Source organism: Sphingobium soli, from assembly GCF_020782245.1.
Taxonomy (GTDB): domain Bacteria; phylum Pseudomonadota; class Alphaproteobacteria; order Sphingomonadales; family Sphingomonadaceae; genus Sphingobium; species Sphingobium soli.
On record NZ_JAJGNP010000012.1, the window covers coordinates 85,799 to 103,693 of the forward strand.

Consider the following 17,895-nt stretch of genomic DNA (forward strand, 5'->3'; position numbering starts at 1 on the left):
TGGATCAGCCGTGCCCGATATTGCCTCTTTTACCGGCGAGTTTCGCTCCCCCGATCGCGAAGCCGCGTTCCAGGCTGAGCGACTGCCCGAATCCAGACATCATGCGTATGTCCTGTTCGCCCTGTCTGCGGCGCTCAACAGCCTGTTTCTGCTGAGCGATTGGCGCTTTGCGGGAACCGACCATTTCTGGGTGGCCGTGCCCGCTCGCGTGGCGATCGTGATCTGGTCCATCGCTTGCCTTTACCTATGTCGACATATGACAAGCTTTCGGGCCTTGGAGCGCATCTGCTGGGCATGGCAGGGCGTGATCGCCGTCGCAGTAGGCTTTCTGGTCAGCTCCCGCAGTGACATTGCCATTTTCGTCATGGTCCTGTTGCCGCTCGTCTTCTACCTCGTGGTGCCGACCAGCTTTCGCGGCAATGTTGGCGGGGGGCTGGTATGCGAAATCGCGCTTTTGACCGGTTATCTTGCCCCCGACCCGCTATCGTCAACGATGCCGGGCATGATCATGGCGATGCTGATCCTGCATTGCGGCATGTGGATCGCGATCGCGCGGAATAACCGGTTGCAGCGCAAGGAATGGGATGCCGGGCAAACAGCCCGATCAGCGCAGGCCGCCCTGGCCGCAAGCCGCGATACGCTGGAGCATCTGTTCATGGCAGTACCCCTGCCGCTGCTTGTCACACGGCGCGATGGCACCTTGCTGCGCATGAACCGCGCAGCAAGCGACGGCTACGCCGCCGGGCTGGAGATCGACCTCGACAATGTCGAGCACAGCTATGTCGATCGTCGATCGCGCGGCCTGCTGGTCCAGAGGCTCGAACGCGGCGAGGCCGTCGATCAATTCGAATGCCGGTTGCGCCGCGCGGACGGGCAGACGCGAGACGCCATGTTGTCGTCACGCGCCATCATGGTCGATGGCGACGCGGCCTACATGACCTGCGTCGTGGACATCACCGACCGCAAGGAAACAGAATTACGCCTCCAGCGCCTTGCCATGAGCGATCCGCTGACCGGATTAGCCAATCGGGCGCATTTCGTCGCTGCGGTTACGCAAGCAACCGCATCTTCGGGCGATCGCGGGCTTGTCGCCATCCTTCTGCTGGACTTGGATGAGTTCAAGCGCATCAACGACACGGCCGGGCACGACGCGGGCGATGCCCTTTTGCAGACGGTTGCGGAGCGACTGCGCGGCGCTCTGCGCCCCGGCGACCTTATAGCGCGCATGGGGGGCGACGAATTCGCCGTGCTGCTGACGCGTCTGCCCGATGCCGAGGCGCTCCAGCCGATCCTCATGCGGATCACCGATCAGCTTCACGCACCCTTCAGCCATGCGGGCCGGCCGCTGGAATGTCGCGCCAGCATTGGCGTTGCGCTCTATCCCGATCATGGTGCCGATGACGTGGCGCTGTTCAAACATGCGGACATTGCGCTTTATCACGCAAAAAATAATGGCCGCGGCCGCGCCATCCTGTTCCAACCGCACCTGCTCGACAGTTGGGAGCGGGAAACCGCCATGCTAGATCGCGCGCGCCATATTCTGTCGCATGAACAGCCCTGCCCCTGGTATCAACCGAAAATATCTTTGCAGGATGGCGGCATCATCGGGTTCGAGGCGCTGTTCCGATGCCCGGTCGCCGACGGGTCGATCATCATGCCGGGCGATATTGCGCGGGCGTTCGAGCATCCCGAGCTCGGCCCGGCGCTGACCGAAAGAATGGTCGAGCGGGTCATCGACGATTGCGCCCGTTGGCGCAGCAAAGGGTTGGCCGTCGGTCATGTGGCGCTCAATGTGTCGGGCGTTGACCTGCAAGATGAAGCGTTCGCCGATCGGCTGCTCGGCCGGATGCGCACGGCACGAATACCGACCGCGATGATCGAACTGGAAGTGACCGAGTCGGTATTCCTAGGCCGCGATGCGGATCGGGTGTGTCATATTCTTCAGCGGCTGAGCGACGCGGGAATCAGTATCGCGCTCGACGATTTCGGTACTGGCTATGCTTCGCTGTCACATCTCAAGCAGTTCCCGATCGACATCATCAAGATCGACCAGTGCTTCGTCCGCGACATGGAAACCGATCCCGACGACGCCGCCATCGTACGCGCGGTGCTCAACCTGGCCCACAGTCTAGGCATCCGCACGGTGGCGGAAGGTGTGGAGAATGCGCAGCAACTGGCCTATTTGCGTGCCGGTGGGTGCCACTATGGACAAGGCTATCTGTTCGGGGCGGCCATGCCGGCAGTCGGGGTGGAACAATTGTTGATGAGCCCGGAAGGGATTTCTCGGCAGGCCTGACATTTATTTTTTCTGCAAGGAACAAAAGCCGCTCCATTTCATTTCATCGCGCCACCCCTTCGACTCGTCACGAGTCCGGAGCCGGGGATTCGCGCCCGGCGCCATGCTTTGCTACCGGCCCGAGTCGAAAAGAGCACGGGGTCGTCATTGTTGCAGTTGAATAGCCAGAGGGCCGTCGCCCTCCGCGCATGGTGGAATGCGCTTTGCCCTGAGCGGGAAATTTTCCTGCGTTCGGGCGGCCAGGTCAAATTCCTCCGTATCAGTCGCCGCGCCCAGCTTTGGACGCTGGGCGGCACGGCTGCACTGTTGCTTGGCTGGGGCGGTGTCACCGCCGCCATGGCGATCGATGGCATGGCGTTGAAGCAGGAGCGCGCCGCGCTGGCGGCGAAGGGCCAGTCTGTCGCCAAGGCCGCCGGCAAGGTCGCCGACTACCGCAAGTCTGTCGACCAACTGGCGCAAGACCTGGAAGCGCGCCAGGATTTCATGGACGAACTCTATCGCGCGCATTTTGGCGGCGATGACGACAAGGCTGGCGAGGATCTGCTGGGTACGGACGGGCAGGATGAAAAGGCCGCGCAGCAGACCAAGATCAGCATCGCACCCGAAGCCGCGCCCTTGATGCGCCTTCAGGATCGGCAGCGGCGCTTCGCCCTGCTGCTGACGGGCGCCGTGGAACGGCGCGCCGAGCGCGCCGCGGCCGCGATCCGCAGCTTCGGGCTGGACCCTGACAAATTGGCGCGCAACGCAGCGCGCGCGCAGGGCGGCCCGTTCGTTCCCTGGAACGGCGATGAAAAGGCGTTGACCGGAGAACTGGAAGAACTGGCCGATGCGATGGCGCGGATGGAGTTTCTGGAACGCAGTCTCCTGTCCATTCCTTCAGGCCAGCCGACCAGCACACCGATGTTGTCGAGTTCCTATGGCTATCGCCGCGACCCGTTCAACGGCCACGCCGCCTTTCACGCGGGTCTGGATTTCCCCGGCCATCGCGGCCAGCCGATCAATGCCGCTGCCGATGGCAAGGTCAGCTTCGTTGGCCAGCGCAGCGGCTATGGCAATGTCGTGGAAGTGACGCATGGCAATGGCATCATGACCCGCTACGCGCATCTGTCGGGCTTTGCCGCCCATATCGGCGACAAGGTCGCGCGGGGTGCGACGATCGGCCGCATGGGTTCGACCGGCCGCTCGACAGGGCCGCATCTGCATTTCGAGGTCCGGCTCAATGGCCAGGCCATCAATCCCCGCCGCTTTCTGGAGGCCCGCAAAGATGTTCTCCAAGTCCAGCAAATCGCCAAGGCCCGCTTTGCCGACGTCGGCAACCGGGGGTAAGTCCATTCCCTTCTCGCTGATCGGCGGGGACGTGACGATCACCGGCGACCTGTCAGCCAGCGTTGATTTGCATGTCGATGGCGTTGTGGAAGGCGATATCCGGTGCGCTGCGCTGGTCCAGGGACCTGACAGCCGGATCATCGGCCATGTGACGGCGCAAAGCGCGCGGCTTGCGGGCCTGGTCGACGGGTCGATCGCGGCTGGCGAACTGGTGGTGGAAAGCAGCGCACGGATCACAGGCGACGTCGTGTACGAACGCATCACGATCGAGCCGGGCAGCCGGATCGAAGGCCGGTTCAGCCCCAAGGCCAGTGAAGCGTCCGCCGAGATCAAGCTGCTGGCAAACGAAGCGGCCGAATAAACGTCGCTCAGCGTGCTCGGCATCCATCAGGTTAATTGACTGGCGCTCGCCGCCGGTAGCTTAAGGCCTCGGCCACATGGACGCGGCCAACAGAGTTTGCGCCTGCAAGGTCGGCGATCGTCCGCGCGACACGCAGCACGCGCGTATATCCTCGCGCGGACAGCTTCATCGCGGCGGCGGCCTGCGCCAGCAACTGCCGCCCCGCCTCGTCCGGCCCGGCAACCTCTTCCAGCCGCTCCCCATCCACTTCGGCATTGGTCCGTGTCGACGTGCCGGCATAGCGGGCCGTCTGCACCGCCCGCGCTGCCGCCACGCGCGCGGCGACCTCGGCCGATCCTTCGGCCGGCGGCGGCAGCACCAGATCGGCGGCGGTCACGGCCTGCACCTCGACATGCAGGTCGATGCGGTCAAGCAGCGGCCCGGACACCTTGGCTTGGTAATCCGCGGCGCAACGCGGGGCGCGGGAGCAGGCGAGCGCCGGATCGCCCAGATGACCGCACCGGCACGGGTTCATCGCAGCAATCAACTGTACTCTGGCCGGGAAAGTCACATGCGCATTGGCCCGCGCCACCGTGACCTCACCCGTTTCCAGCGGCTGGCGCAGCGAATCGAGCACGGTGCGCTGAAATTCCGGCAGTTCGTCGAGGAATAATACGCCCAGATGCGCCATGCTGACCTCGCCCGGCCGCGCTTTCAGCCCGCCACCGACCAGCGCGGCCATGGATGCGCTGTGATGTGGATTGCGGAACGGCCGCGCCCGGCTGATGCGTCCACCTTCCAGCGTTCCGGCGACGCTTGCGACCATGGAGCTTTCCAGCGCCTCGGACGGGGTCATGTCGGGCAGGATGCCCGGCAGGCAGCTTGCCATCAGGGATTTGCCCGCGCCCGGCGGCCCGACCATCAGTAGATTATGGCCTCCGGCCGCGGCGATCTCCAGCGCGCGCTTGGCGACTTCCTGGCCCTTCACCTGCTTGAGGTCGGCGGTGCGCGGCGGTGATTCCACGATGCCGGGCTGCGGCGGCGACAGCGCGGCCGTGCCCTTGAAATGGTTGAGAAGGCTAAGCAGATCCGGTGCGGCAACCACTTCCACCTGCCCAGCCCAGGCCGCCTCCGCCCCCTGCGCGGCGGGGCAGACCAGCCCCATTTCCTGGCTTCCCGCATGGAGCGCGGCCAGCAACACGCCCGGCGACGGCGCGGTGCGCCCGTCCAGACCCAGTTCGCCAACAACGACATAGCCCGAAAGGGTTTCGGCGTCGATCACGCCCATCGCTCCCAACAGGGCGAGCGCGATCGGCAGGTCGAAATGCGATCTTTTACCCTATTGCACAGAACCGTATGAAAGTGAGGTTTCAGGACGAGATGCCGATAGTGAGGTGGAATAGTTCGTGCGGACAGCAGGGGCTGCGCGTAGCCATCGGCTTAGCGCAGCGCAGCCCCTGCTGATGGTGGTACGATTCCGGCATGGCGCCCGGACCCACTGCTGCCAAGCAGTGGGCCCGGTCACACTTGAGGGGCAGTTGGGCAGTCGCAACATTCTTGTGTTTTGAGCCGGCGACGAAACAGCGCAGTTGCCGATCCGGTAGAGATCTGGAACAGCGCAACGTCTAGCAGTGCTTTAGCACGGTCGCGAGGCGAACGTTTTGAACGCCCGTTAGGCGAATGTCCGGATTGGAGCCGGGCGATGGGGATAGCTGACGCTCACGTGAAGTCGGCAGTCGACCAGATCTCGCCGTTCAGCAGAACGCGCTTGAATGTCCGACCTCGTCGAAACCTGCCATTGGTATACGTCCGACCATACGGGCGGCAGGCGCGGACATTGCTGCCGTTTGGCATCCCCATCTGCGAACTGAAACCTGCCGTCCATTCACATTGCGCTGGGATTCTCGGGCTAGCCGGGTCTGGTATAAAGTCGTCATTCCCTCATGCCGTGTCAGACGGCAGGAGCGACTGATTGACTGGTACCATCGAAATGCTAGACTTTTTCAAAGTTGCAGAGGGGTATTAGATTCCTGCACGTTCGATAGGTGGGGTATGAACGAGAGGTCGCGCGTCGACAAGACAAGCGCAGAAGACAAGTCAATCGGATTCGACTACCAGTATTATTATTTTCTGAATGAGCTCTTGAACCTGAAGAGCGGCCAAACTGCGGGCTACGAAGTTCTGGATGATGTTCACATCGAGCGCGCGGACGGCAAAACATTGCTCGTCCAATTGAAACACACCGTCCAGACAAACGCGCAAGGCGACCCTATAAACCTCACGACGCTTGACCCCGATCTCTGGAAATCAATTTCCAACTGGTGCAAAGTGATTGCCGATCCGGCAGACGGACGGACAGCCGTGGCTGACCAACTGGCATTTTTGAAAAAAACCTCATTCTTGCTCGCGTCCAACAAGTCTAGCAACGCTCTGAACTCCGTCTTGTCTTCGATTGACGAGTTCTCAAACGGTACCAAATCGCAAGCTGATTTCATATCAGATATCGGCGCGCTCAAGGCCAAGACCAAAGACAAGACCATTCAAGGATATATCGACGATCTCCTGAACCTTGACCCTGGTGTGTTAGCGGCATTTCTTCTGAATTTATCGTTCGGACTGGATTTCGATGAGATCATCGCCCGTTGCAAAGCATCGATTTTAGAAAAGCAAATTCACCCCACTAGGGTTGATGACGTATTTCACGCCGTAGATTCCAAACTCCGAATGAACTCCTTTGAGACGGTGAAAGCGGGAGGAAAAATCAGCTTCAGCTTTGAGCAATTCAACGTCGAATACCGGCGAGATTTTGATAAGGCGAGAAGTGCGGGGTTCGTGATCAGAGATCTTACCCCAGCCTTACCTGCAAATCTTTCGGACCAGACCTTCATCAAACAGCTCGTGGATATTGGTGATATTGCGGCAGATGACGTCGAAATCCTGATGAAGTTCACCACCATGCGATTGAATTTCCGCGATAATGTCGAACAATGGATTCAGGACGGCGACATAACACAGACCGATGTCTATGACCTTGAGCAAGAGGCCGACGCTCACTGGGATAACGCATTCTCGGCGCAGTATCCCGGGCGTCGACCACCACCGGACGAGGCGACAGCGGCGACAGCCGCGCGAGGTATCGTTCAAGACCTCCGCAAAGTTAGACTTCCCCTCGCCTCGCAGGAACTGCCCATCAGAATGAGCAACGGGGGTTTCTACGAATTGTCCGATCGGCCCGTAATGGGCTGGCTGCACAACTGGAAAGATCGTTACAATTGAAACTGATCAGCTTCTATAACAATCTCGGTATTGATGCTTTCGCGATCTCGGCCGTCTTGGAGAAGGCCGAATTTCTGACGTTCCCGCGATTGATGTTGATCCTGCCGATTGTTGCGCATCGCGATATGGTAAGGCAGCTCGCACACGGTAAGTTCCGTGTCATTGGTTTTGAGCAGTACTTCATCGAGGAAACCCGATACTTCTACAACTTTGCCGAGCGCTATCGCGCTGGTCTGGCGCCGACAGTCAATGCGCTTCAGCTGTTGAACGAGATCGGCTGCCTTGAATTTCGCGCAGACGGCGCTGCCATTGCCACGCCAATGCCGATCACCGCGGCCATGGGTAACCGGGCCGAACGGATTCATCGCGCCTCGTCTAATATCGCCGCCCTCATTGCGGGCAGCGCGGACGTTTTCTACCTCAATGCGAGGATCGAACTGTGAAATTCCATATCGAAAGCCTTCATCTCTGGCTGGCCAGTGGTGAAACCCGGACCCTGTCGTTTCTTCCAAACAAAGTGAACGTGATCACCGGCGCCAGCCACACGGGTAAGACCGCAATCCTTGATATCTTTGATTACTGCTTCTTCGCCAGCCGGCACCGTATTTCGGAAAGCATCATCAACGAAAGCACCCTGTGGTATGGGCTGAAGATCCATGTGAACGACAAGGTCTATACGCTGGCAAGAAGGGCACCTAGCGGCTCAGCTATCTCGAGTGACTATTACTTCTCGTCCATTGGAGAGATCCCCGACGAAGCCCCCGAGGCAAACATCCGGGAACCGGCCCTGAAGGCGCTGCTCGGTGCCGATTTCGGTATCGATCAGGATGTTAAAATCCCATTCGGCGGGCAAGTTTTGCGAACAGGTTCGCGTATATCGCTTCGCTATTTCCTGCTGTTCAACACGATTTCGCAGGACATCATCACCCACAGCGAGCAATTTTTCGACAAGCAGGATCAGCCCCGCTCCCGAGAAGCGTTGCCGCGCATATTCGACATCGCCGTGGGAATCGACACTGTCGAAAATATCCTCAAGCGCGATAAGCGCGCGCAGCTTGAAAGGAGCTTGGCGCGCCTGCAGAAACAATCGTTAAAAACAGACGAAAATCGCGAGACGTTCTACGGCGAGCTTGCGGAGACGACCGCCCGCGCAATGTCCTACGGCCTCATCGCCGACAATTCTGATGCCGAGCAAGCGGTGGCGACTTTGCAGCGGATGGTAGTGGAAAGGGAGGCGGGTCCGGGATTGTTTGTCTCGGGGCGATACGAGGAAATCTCTGCTGAACTTTATCGCGTTTCCAGAAAGATCAGGGGTCTTCGCAAATTCCTGGGCGAATATACCACGCACAAGAATGTTCTGTCCGAGACCGCCGACAGTCTAAAGCCGATCGCCTCTCTAAAGGACAATCACGCGGATACCGTTCGCACTTCCGTTTTCTCCGAAATCCTGGACCGACTGGAAGAGGGCTTGCACGAGATCAAGGCGGAGATATCTAAGAAGAACCCTCTGGAGAGCAATGTCGGAGAGTTAATCAAAGAACTGGAAGGTCAACGCGAGCGGCTGCAGGGGGAACTTCAGGCGCTGCCTTCGGGTAGCGCAGTCTTTGAGAACGAAAAAGAGCGATATATTTTCATTGGTGAGACGAAGGCCAAGCTTGAGATGTTCGCGGGAACGGATCAGAAAAGTCCGCGCAATTTCGAAGCTGAAATCGAAAATCTGGAAAGAAAAATCGAAGAACTCACTGTTCTATCACCAGAGGAACGCCGGAAGCATTTCACCAGCGTTCTTGACGAAACAATCCAAGAATATATCGCCTTATCCAACGTAGCTCTAGGTAATTATGGAGAGTATCGCTCTGCATTCGATTACAAAGAGAAGAAGCTTCACTTAAGAAAACCAAAGACTGCATTCATCGAGAACGTTGGCAGCAGCTCAAACCACATGTTCCTTCACCTGTTTCTTTTCCTCGGATTGCACGAGGTCATTATGTCGAATGGAGGGCAGCATGTGGCGCCATTTCTCATCATCGATCAGTTTTCTAGGCCCTACTGGGGAAATGACGAGAACGACGGCGTGGAGAATGAGCGACCCGATGAACAGGATCGGGACGTTAATGAGAGTGACGTTGCCAAGGTCCATACTGCCCTTAAACTGCTCAACCATTTCATTACTCAAGCGAACAGCTTGGGCAAGGAATTCCAAATCATACTGTTCGAACACATCAACCCAAAGTATTGGGAAGGTCTTGAAAATTTCCATCTCGTCGAGATATTCAGGGATGGCAATGCGCTAATTCAAGGCGCGCAAGCCAGCAGCTAGGTTAGGGCTGCCCACTACCCAGTCTACGCGGCTATGAAGCTACCGTTCCGGGTCGTCCGCAGACCCGGACAGTGCAGCGAGAGCTTCCGGCGATCTACGATTGACCGGTCTGGGCGTAGCCGGACATTCCCATTGGCGTCGCCGATCGGCAGGAATGTCCCAAGCCCAGTCATAAGCGGAATGTCCGCTCGTAGGTACGAAAAGTTCCCAATTGAACGGCTTGGATGGGCGCAAAGCGGACATGAGGGCCCGCGCATTGAATGTCCGCTATCCTGCTGTCGCCGCTCCAGACCGGACCGAGCACAAAGTCCCATCCCAAGCCGTAAACCTCACGCCGCGCAGATCGCCGAGCGAACGGCGGCTTCCCGTGGCCGGCGCCGGTAAGCCGACAGGCCGGAAAGTCCCACGAGCGTCCGGTAGCAGGCGACCAAGATGCGTCGTTCGCCGGTCGCGCTTTCAACGACAGCTTCTGCCAAAACCTGCCGCTCGGTCGCCGTGAAACCGTCTGGCAGCAATGGGCCCTAAATTCGGACGTTCGGCCTTGTAGCCGACGATCCCGAAAGCCGCCATTCGTTTCGCCAGCGCTCAACTGGTTCAGACCCGACATTGCGCTCACGGCCCAACAGGCGTGGCCACCATTATTTTCGGAGTGCAGCAATCAGGGCGTCCCGAGCCATGGCCACGCGCGGGTGTCGCAGCGATGAGCGTGCCCAGACAAGGTAGTAAGCGTTGCGCGGCACCGTGACCGGGGCAGGTATCTCGATCAGCGTGCAGGCAGCGCGTTCGCTGCGGGTGAGATAGCCGGGCATCACCGTCCAGCCGAGACCCGCGCACAATCCCGACCGTAGCACCCTCAGATCGGGCGCGGTCAACGCGGGCTGGCTCGTCAGCTCGATCTGGTTTGCATGGAGCCAGGTACGCAGCAGCGGTCGGTCGAGGTCGTAGGCGAGGTGGGCCGTCCGGTTGAGCCCGTCGGCAAGCGGCAATTCGGCAATCCGCATGGCCACGGCGGGCGAGGCTACGGCGCGCAGGTGCTCTTCGCCCAGCGCATGAAAGGCCAACCGCGGATCTTCGGGCTGCGAGGCGGTGACGGCTAGGTGCACCTTGTCTTCGAGCAGCAAGGCATAGAGCGCCTCGCGCCCGCCGATATGCAGGCGCAGGTCTAGCCCCGCATCCAGCAGCGGCGCCAGTCGGGGCGCGATCATCTCTCCCAGTAGGTCCGACGGCGCGGCGATGTGGACCGTGCCCGAGATGCGCGACGATCGGGCCCGCGCGCTGGCCAGTGCCGATTCCGCCGTGTCGAGGCTGCTTCCGATCGAAGCCGCGAGATCGTCGGCAATCGCTGTTGGTCGAACACCCCGCGAATGGCGATCGAACAAGGGACGGCCCAATTGCGCCTCGAGCGATGCGATGTGCTGCGACGCAGCCGGTTGGGTGATGCCGATTGCCCGGGCCGCCTCGCTCAGTGAACGACGGCGGTAGACTTCGACGAAGGTGCGCAACTGCAGGAGGGACATTCCGGTTCCATAACCGGATTTATGGCCGTCCGCCATTCCCGCTGGATTTCATGATGCCGTTCCCTGCGTATCTAAGCCGCCGAAAGGAACGATCGAAGCAAAATCGCCGCCAATTGCTCAAGCCCTCACCGCTGTCCTGGTGGCGGGCGCGGCGCCGGCGGGTGCGTTTGCTCGTGTTCCCGACATCACTAGAAAAGGACAACTGACGATGACCCGCATTCTCATGGTGGCCACCTCCGCCGACCGCATGACTCCCGGCACCGAACCGACGGGCGTCTGGCTCGAGGAACTTACCACCCCGTACTACGCGTTCCGCGATGCGGGCGCCGAGGTTACGCTGGCCTCGATCAAGGGTGGCGCCGTCCCCGTCGACCAGCGTAGCGTCAACGCCGACGGCGAGAACGACGCTTCGGTCGAGCGCTATCTGAAGGACGAGGCCCTGAAGGCCGAGGTTGCCAGCACCCTTGTATTCACAAGCATCGATCCCGCCGGCTACGACGTGCTGTTCCTGCCGGGCGGCCACGGCACCATGTTCGATTACCCCGTCAGTGACGAACTGGCCCGCCTGGTCGAACGCTTCGACCGCGAAGGCAAGATCGTCGCCGCCGTCTGCCATGGACCGGCAGGGCTGGTCTCGGCGAAGAAGGCCGATGGCACGCCCTTCGTCGCCGGCCGCCGTGTCGCGGGCTTCACGGACAGCGAGGAACGCGCGGTCGGTCTCGATCAGGCGGTGCCGTTCCTCCTCGAAACGCGTCTCAAGGAACTCGGCGGCAAGCACGAGGGCGGCCCCGATTTTGCCCCCTTCGCCCTGCGCGACGGCAATCTGGTGACCGGCCAGAACCCCGCCAGCGCTACCCTCACCGCAGAGCTCGTGATGGAAGCCCTCAAGGACAAGGTCGCCTGATCATGCGCTATCTCCACACCATGCTGCGCGTCGCCGATCCCGAGGCAGCGATCCGGTTCTTCACGCTGCTGGGTCTCAAGGAGACCCGGCGCATGGAGAACCAGGCCGGGCGTTACACGCTGATCTACCTTGCCGCCGACGAGGATTTCCGCGGCGACGGCGAGCAGGGCGATGCCGAGGTCGAACTGACGTACAACTGGCCGCCCGAGGACGGCAGCGCTGCCGAGACTTACACGGGGGGCAGAAACTTCGGCCATCTCGCCTACGGGGTCGACGACATCTACGAGACGTGCGCGCGGCTGCAAGCGGGCGGCGTGACGATCAATCGCCCCCCGCGCGACGGATACATGGCGTTCGTCCGCTCGCCGGACGGGATCTCGATCGAACTGCTCCAAAAAGGCGAACACATGGCCCCGGCCGAACCCTGGGCCTCCATGCCCAACACGGGCGCATGGTGATGGCGCGCCTGTTCGAACCGCTCGAGGTCGCGGGGCTGCGGCTTGCCAACCGCATCGTTATCGCGCCGATGTGCCAGTATTCTGCCGAGGAGGGCGCGATGACCGATTGGCACCGGATGCATCTCGGCCAGTTGGCGCTGTCGGGCGCGGGCGCGCTGACGATAGAGGCGACCGCTGTCAGCCCCGAAGGTCGCATCACCTACGGTGACGTCGGCCTGTACGATGACCGTACCGAAGCGGCGATGCGAAGCGTGCTAGAAAGCGTCCGTCAGTGGTCGGACATGCCGCTCGTCATCCAGCTGGCCCATGCCGGCCGCAAGGCGAGCAGCGCCAAGCCGTGGCACGGCGGAGCGCAGCTTCCCCCCGATACGGAGAATGGCTGGCAGACCGTGGCACCCAGCGCCATTCCCTTCGCTCCGGACCACCATCCCCCTGTCGAACTGGACAAGTCAGGGCTTGCCCGCATCCGGGAGGCGTTCGCGGATGCCGCCCGGCGCGCCGGCAGGCTCGGCATCGAAGCCGTCCAGATCCACGCCGCGCATGGCTATCTGCTTCACGAGTTTCTTTCGCCGATCTCCAACCGGCGCGGCGACGAATACGGCGGCAGCCTCGACAACCGGATGCGTTTCCCGCTGGAAGTGTTCGATGCCGTGCGCGAATCGTTTCCGGCCGACCGCCCGGTGACCGTTCGCGTTTCCGGGACTGACTGGGTTGAAGGCGGCTGGACAGCGGAAGAAACCGCAAGGTTTGCGCAGGAACTGGAGCGGCGCGGTTGCGCGGCGATCCACGTCTCCGGCGGCGGGCTCGACCCGCGCCAGCAGATCCCGGTCGGCCCCGGCTATCAGGTACCGCTGGCCCGCACGGTCAAGGACGCGGTCGCTATGCCTGTAATCGCTGTTGGCTTGATCACCGATCCGCACCAGGCGGAGCGCATCCTAGAAGACGGGCATGCCGACGCCATAGCGATTGCCCGCGCTGCGCTGTGGGATCCGCGTTGGGCCTGGCACGCCGCCGCCGCGCTTGGTGCATCGGTCAAGGCGCCCCCGCAATATTTCCGGTCCGAGCCTCACGAAGTGGGCCGCATTCTCAAGGAAATGACGCCATGAAAATCTCCGTCAAACTGCTTCTTGCCGCGGGCGCTGCCCTCTCGCTTACCGCCTGCGCGACCACTCGCGACGGTGCATCCGCGCCGCAAATCGAACAGGTCGCGACCTTCGATGGCGCGATGCCGACGGGCGTGACCATCGCCCCCAACGGGCGCATCTTCGTCAACTTTCCGCAATGGGGCGACAACGCGCCGTTCACGGTTGCCGAACTGGTCGACGGCAAGGCGGTGCCTTATCCCGATGCCGCGACCAACCGGCCCGATCCGGCCGACCCGGCGGGGCATTTCATCTCGGTGCAGAGCGTGGTGGCTGACGGCGCCAATCGCTTGTGGGTGCTCGACACGGCTGCTCCCAATTTCTCTCAGCCGCAGGCCGGCGGTGCAAAACTGGTGGCGATCGATCTTGCGACCGACCGGGTGGTGAAGACGATCGTCCTGCCGCCCAGCGTGGTGCTGCCCACGACCTACCTCAACGACGTGCGCTTCGATCTGCGTCAGGGCGCCGAAGGCGTCGCCTACATCACCGACAGCAGCAACGCTGGTGTCGGCGGCATCATCGTCGTCGATATCGCCAGCGGGCGTGCGATCCGGCGCCTGTCGAACCATGCGACGACCAACCCGGAGCCCGGCTTCACCCCGGTTGTCGACGGCGCGGTGCTCATGAACCGCCCGGCCGACGGCCCCGCGACGCCGGTCGCGATCGCAAGCGACGCGATTGCGCTCAGCGCCGACGGCAGCCTGCTGTATTACGGTCCACTGTCGGGCCGAACGCTGCACGCGGTGCCCACGGCGATGCTGCGCGATCCCGCGGTGTCCGAGGAGGAGTTGGGCCGCGCGGTCCGCAGCCTGGGGCGCAAAGGCGCCTCGGACGGGATTGCCGAAGACGACCGGGGCCGCGTGTTCGCCGGCAATTACGAGAACAACGCGATCCGCGTGCTCGACCAGGGCCGCTGGACGACGGTGGTGAGCGACCCCCGCATCAGCTGGCCCGACACACTGTCGATCGGCACCGGCGGCTATCTCTACTTCACCGCCAACCAGCTCCACCGCCAACCCGGCTTCCACGGCGGGCGGGATTTGCGCCGCAAGCCTTACGAGCTGCTCCGCATCCGGGTGGGCGCCGGGCCCGTCCTCTTGCGCTCGCGGTGACCCCATCAGCCCGGGCAGGCTCGCGCGGGGCCGCGATCCGGCGAAAAATCAACAACTGACTTGAAGGAATACAGACATGACAAAGGGTATCGAAGGCAAGGTCGTTCTCATTACCGGCGGCAGCAGCGGCATCGGCGCGGAAACCGCGCGGCTTCTCGCCGAACGCGGTGCGAAGGTCGCCATCGCCGCACGACGCAAGGACAAGCTCGACGAGGTCGTCGCGCAGATCGCCGAGAACGGCGGAACGGCACGCGCCTATGCGCTCGACGTCACCGACAAGTCGGCGGTCCAGTCCGTCGTCGCCGCGATCGTCGCCGACTTCGGCCGTCTCGACGTACTGATCAACAACGCCGGTCTGATGCCGATCCGTCCGATGGCCGAGGTCAACACCGACGAGTGGGACCAGATGATCGACGTCAATCTGAAGGGCACGCTCTACGGCATCGCTGCGGCCCTTCCCGGCTTTCTCGAGCAGGGCAGCGGTCACATCATCAACTTGAGCTCGGTTGCGGGCATCAAGGTCTTCGCACCGGGCGGCACGGTCTATTCCGGCACCAAGTTCGCCGTCAGCGCGATCAGCGAGGGCTTGCGCCATGAGGTGGGGGAAAAGGTCCGGGTCACGTCAATCGAGCCTGGAGCTGTCGAAAGCGATTTGAAGTTCACGACCTCTGGCGCGGCTGCCAAGACGGTGCTGGACTTCTACAAACAGGCCATCCCGGCGGCATCGGTGGCGCGTGCTATCGCGTTCGCTGTCGAACAACCTGATGACGTCGACGTCAACGCGATCGTCATCCGGCCGACCGCACAGCAATTCTGATTTCGACCAGGAGGCGGGGCCGCCTGTGCTCCGCCTCATGGGGAACGACCGGCCCGCTCGTCCGTTACTTTGCCGAATAACATCTGCCCGTTTCACTTGGGGAGTCATTTATGCCCAAACTTGCCCTGTATGTACCACTGAAGGCCAAGCCCGGAAAAGAGCGTGATGTCGCCAATTTCCTGACCTCGGCATTGCCGCTCGTTCAAGCTGAGGCGGGCACTCTGACCTGGTATGCGATCGAGGAAGGTCCCGGTGCGTACGCGATTTTCGATACGTTCGACACAGAGGAGGATCGGCAGGCCCATCTCGACGGCAAGGTTGCCGCCGCATTGATGGACAAGGCAGACGAACTGTTTTCCGAACCGCCGCAGATTCACAAGTTCACCTTGCTGGCCGCGAAATAGCGGAAGCAGTCGGCACCCTAGCGCGTCGCTCTCATCGCCCGCGTGGGGGAAACACGGGCGCGGCGGCGTGCGTCGAGCGGTTTTCCCCGGACTGGCCACGGAGACACGCCATGCACGCCATCCAGACGCTCGACGCGCGGACGATCATCGATGCGGGGATCGCGGAGGCCGAACGGATCGGCAACCCGACGAACATCGCGGTGGTGGACGCGAGCGGCTGCCTCCTGGCGTTCGCGCGGATGGACGATGCGTGGCGCGGCAGCGTCGACATCGCGATCGGCAAGGCGTGGACGGCGCGCGCGTTCGACGTCGAGACCAAGGCGCTGGCGAAGCTCGCCCAGCCGGGCGCCGACCTCTACGGCATCCATGCCTCCAACGGCGCCAAGGTGATGATCTTCGCCTGTGGCATGCCGATCAAGGAGGGCGAGACGGTGATCGGCGCGGTGGGCGTGTCGGGCGGCACCGGCAAGCAGGACGAGGGCGTGGCCGAGGCAGCGGCGCAGGCGTTCGCGCGCGGCTGAGCCTTGGAGCGCGGCGCCGGCTCAGTCGGCGGCGGCGCTCGGGCGCCGGGCGTGCCTCCCGCGCGGCGCGGGTCGCCTCCTTTTAGCGCGTTATTCGGCTGTTCTGGCCCAGTTATTCAGAAAACCGCAATAAATCGATCCCGGGACGGCCATACGGGTAGGAACCTCTCAGATGGCAGAAGGTTCAGGAAACTGAGATCACTTGGAAGGGTGCGATGTCGTCCGCCGTTGCGATGGACCGGATCACCAAGCTGTCGATTTGATGACGCGTTGAGAAGAGCTGCGAAAGGAAAAGATCCGTGAAAGCTGTCGTGTACAACGGGCCCAAAGATGTTTCTGTCAGCACCATCGATGATCCCAAGATCGAAAAGCAGACCGATGTTATCATCCGGCTGACCACGACCAATATCTGCGGGTCGGACCTTCACATGTATGAGGGCCGTACCAGCTTCGAGAAGGGCAGGGTCTTCGGTCACGAAAACCTTGGCGAGGTCATCGAAGTCGGCTCTGCGGTAGATCGTATCAAGAAGGGCGATCGCGTGTGCATGCCGTTCAATGTCGGTTGCGGTTTCTGCGAAAATTGCGAACGCGGTTTGACGGGTTTCTGCCTCACCACCAACCCTGGAACCGCCGGCGCAGCGTATGGCTTTGCCGAGATGGGTCCGTGGCAAGGTGGTCAGGCCGAGTTGATGCGCGTTCCTTATGCGGACTTCAATTGTCTGAAACTGCCTGAGGACGCTGAGGAGAAGGAGGATGACTATGTCATGCTCTCCGACATCTTCCCCACCGGTTGGCATGGCGTCGAACTGTCGGGTTTCCTGCCTGGCGAAAGCATCGCGATCTACGGCGCCGGTCCGGTCGGTTTGATGGCCGCGCACTCAGCCGAGATCCGCGGTGCCTCTCAGATCTTCGTGGTCGATTCTCACGATGACCGCCTGAAACTGGCCAAGGCGATGGGCGCTATTCCGATCGACATGCGCAAGGGCGATCCCGCCCAGCAGATCCTTGACGCGACCAGCGGCCTCGGGACCGACCGCGGGGTCGAGGCGGTCGGGTATCAGTGTTGCGATCGCCACGGCAAGGAGCGCAGCAACTACACGATGAACTGCCTCGTCAAAAGCACGAAGGCCACCGGCGGAATCGGCGTCGTCGGCGTGTTCATTCCGGAAGACCCGAACGCGCCCGACGATCTCCAGAAGGAAGGCAAGATGGCGTTCGACTTCGGCAACTTCTGGTTCAAGGGCCAGAAGATCGGCACCGGCCAGTGCAATGTAAAGCACTACAACCGGCGACTGATGAAGCTTATCGAGCAAGGCCGGGCCAATCCTGCCCAAATCATCTCGCACCGACTGCCGCTTGATCAGGCACCAGACGCCTACAAGCATTTTGACGAGCGCGACGCTGGCTGGACGAAGGTCGTGCTCAAGCCGGGCACCTGACCTTAGTCTTCGACGGAATAGGA

15 protein-coding genes and 1 pseudogene are annotated in these 17,895 nt (G+C 61.7%); 14 read left to right on the plus strand and 2 right to left on the minus strand.

Annotated elements, in window-relative coordinates; all coding sequences use genetic code 11:
- The first annotated feature begins 10 nt into the window (after positions 1–10).
- From LL253_RS14155 to LL253_RS14165, 3 genes are all read left to right on the plus strand, one after another.
- Complete coding sequence (locus LL253_RS14155) at positions 11–2,296, plus strand: putative bifunctional diguanylate cyclase/phosphodiesterase (RefSeq protein ID WP_228227581.1); 2,286 nt, start codon at positions 11–13, stop codon at positions 2,294–2,296.
- A gap of 147 nt (positions 2,297–2,443) precedes the next feature.
- Positions 2,444–3,622: a M23 family metallopeptidase gene (locus LL253_RS14160; protein WP_228227582.1), complete on the plus strand. Its 1,179-nt coding sequence runs from the start codon at positions 2,444–2,446 to the stop codon at positions 3,620–3,622.
- Positions 3,561–3,983: a bactofilin family protein gene (locus tag LL253_RS14165; protein WP_037542010.1), complete on the plus strand. Its 423-nt coding sequence runs from the start codon at positions 3,561–3,563 to the stop codon at positions 3,981–3,983. The genes LL253_RS14160 and LL253_RS14165 overlap by 62 nt, the downstream gene beginning before the upstream one ends.
- A 31-nt stretch (positions 3,984–4,014) precedes the next feature.
- Here LL253_RS14165 and LL253_RS14170 read toward each other — a convergent pair.
- Positions 4,015–5,292 (minus strand): annotated as a pseudogene (locus LL253_RS14170) (YifB family Mg chelatase-like AAA ATPase); the annotation flags it as partial.
- A 722-nt stretch (positions 5,293–6,014) separates the two neighbouring features.
- On the opposite strand from LL253_RS14170, the gene LL253_RS14175 reads away from it, so the two are divergent.
- From LL253_RS14175 to LL253_RS19915, 3 genes are read left to right on the plus strand one after another with little or no spacing between them, the layout of a single operon-like run.
- Positions 6,015–7,238 (plus strand): hypothetical protein, encoded by a 1,224-nt coding sequence (locus tag LL253_RS14175; RefSeq protein ID WP_228227583.1) that lies wholly within the window; start codon positions 6,015–6,017, stop codon positions 7,236–7,238.
- The gene (locus tag LL253_RS14180; protein ID WP_228227584.1) at positions 7,235–7,681 is read left to right on the plus strand and encodes a three component ABC system middle component; all 447 of its coding nucleotides are present in this window, start codon (positions 7,235–7,237) and stop codon (positions 7,679–7,681) included. Before LL253_RS14175 ends, LL253_RS14180 begins: the two co-directional genes overlap by 4 nt.
- Complete coding sequence (locus LL253_RS19915; RefSeq protein WP_228227585.1) at positions 7,678–9,558, plus strand: DUF3732 domain-containing protein; 1,881 nt, start codon at positions 7,678–7,680, stop codon at positions 9,556–9,558. Before LL253_RS14180 ends, LL253_RS19915 begins: the two co-directional genes overlap by 4 nt.
- A 638-nt stretch (positions 9,559–10,196) precedes the next feature.
- Here the strand turns inward: LL253_RS19915 and LL253_RS14190 are convergent.
- Complete coding sequence (locus LL253_RS14190) at positions 10,197–11,075, minus strand: LysR family transcriptional regulator (protein WP_062344839.1); 879 nt, start codon at positions 11,073–11,075, stop codon at positions 10,197–10,199.
- A 208-nt stretch (positions 11,076–11,283) separates the two neighbouring features.
- Between LL253_RS14190 and LL253_RS14195 the strand changes: the two genes are divergently transcribed.
- From LL253_RS14195 to LL253_RS19920, 8 genes are all read left to right on the plus strand, one after another.
- The gene (locus tag LL253_RS14195; RefSeq protein ID WP_133084302.1) at positions 11,284–11,979 is read left to right on the plus strand and encodes a type 1 glutamine amidotransferase domain-containing protein; all 696 of its coding nucleotides are present in this window, start codon (positions 11,284–11,286) and stop codon (positions 11,977–11,979) included.
- A complete protein-coding gene (locus LL253_RS14200) occupies positions 11,979–12,437 on the plus strand; it encodes a VOC family protein (protein WP_037543870.1) in 459 nt (152 codons plus the stop codon). Before LL253_RS14195 ends, LL253_RS14200 begins: the two co-directional genes overlap by 1 nt.
- The gene (locus tag LL253_RS14205; protein ID WP_375189000.1) at positions 12,437–13,543 is read left to right on the plus strand and encodes an NADH:flavin oxidoreductase/NADH oxidase; all 1,107 of its coding nucleotides are present in this window, start codon (positions 12,437–12,439) and stop codon (positions 13,541–13,543) included. Before LL253_RS14200 ends, LL253_RS14205 begins: the two co-directional genes overlap by 1 nt.
- A complete protein-coding gene (locus LL253_RS14210) occupies positions 13,540–14,691 on the plus strand; it encodes an L-dopachrome tautomerase-related protein (protein ID WP_133084300.1) in 1,152 nt (383 codons plus the stop codon). Before LL253_RS14205 ends, LL253_RS14210 begins: the two co-directional genes overlap by 4 nt.
- A gap of 76 nt (positions 14,692–14,767) precedes the next feature.
- Entirely contained in the window at positions 14,768–15,508 is a 741-nt protein-coding gene (locus tag LL253_RS14215) for an SDR family oxidoreductase (protein ID WP_133084299.1), read from the plus strand.
- A gap of 110 nt (positions 15,509–15,618) precedes the next feature.
- Positions 15,619–15,912, plus strand: a complete 294-nt coding sequence (locus tag LL253_RS14220; RefSeq protein WP_017503034.1) for a putative quinol monooxygenase — start codon at positions 15,619–15,621, stop codon at positions 15,910–15,912.
- A 110-nt stretch (positions 15,913–16,022) separates the two neighbouring features.
- Positions 16,023–16,433 (plus strand): GlcG/HbpS family heme-binding protein, encoded by a 411-nt coding sequence (locus LL253_RS14225; protein ID WP_133084297.1) that lies wholly within the window; start codon positions 16,023–16,025, stop codon positions 16,431–16,433.
- 299 nt (positions 16,434–16,732) lie between these two features.
- On the plus strand, positions 16,733–17,872 hold the full coding sequence (locus LL253_RS19920; protein WP_026109581.1) for a glutathione-independent formaldehyde dehydrogenase: 1,140 nt from the start codon (positions 16,733–16,735) through the stop codon (positions 17,870–17,872).
- Positions 17,873–17,895 lie beyond the last annotated feature (23 nt).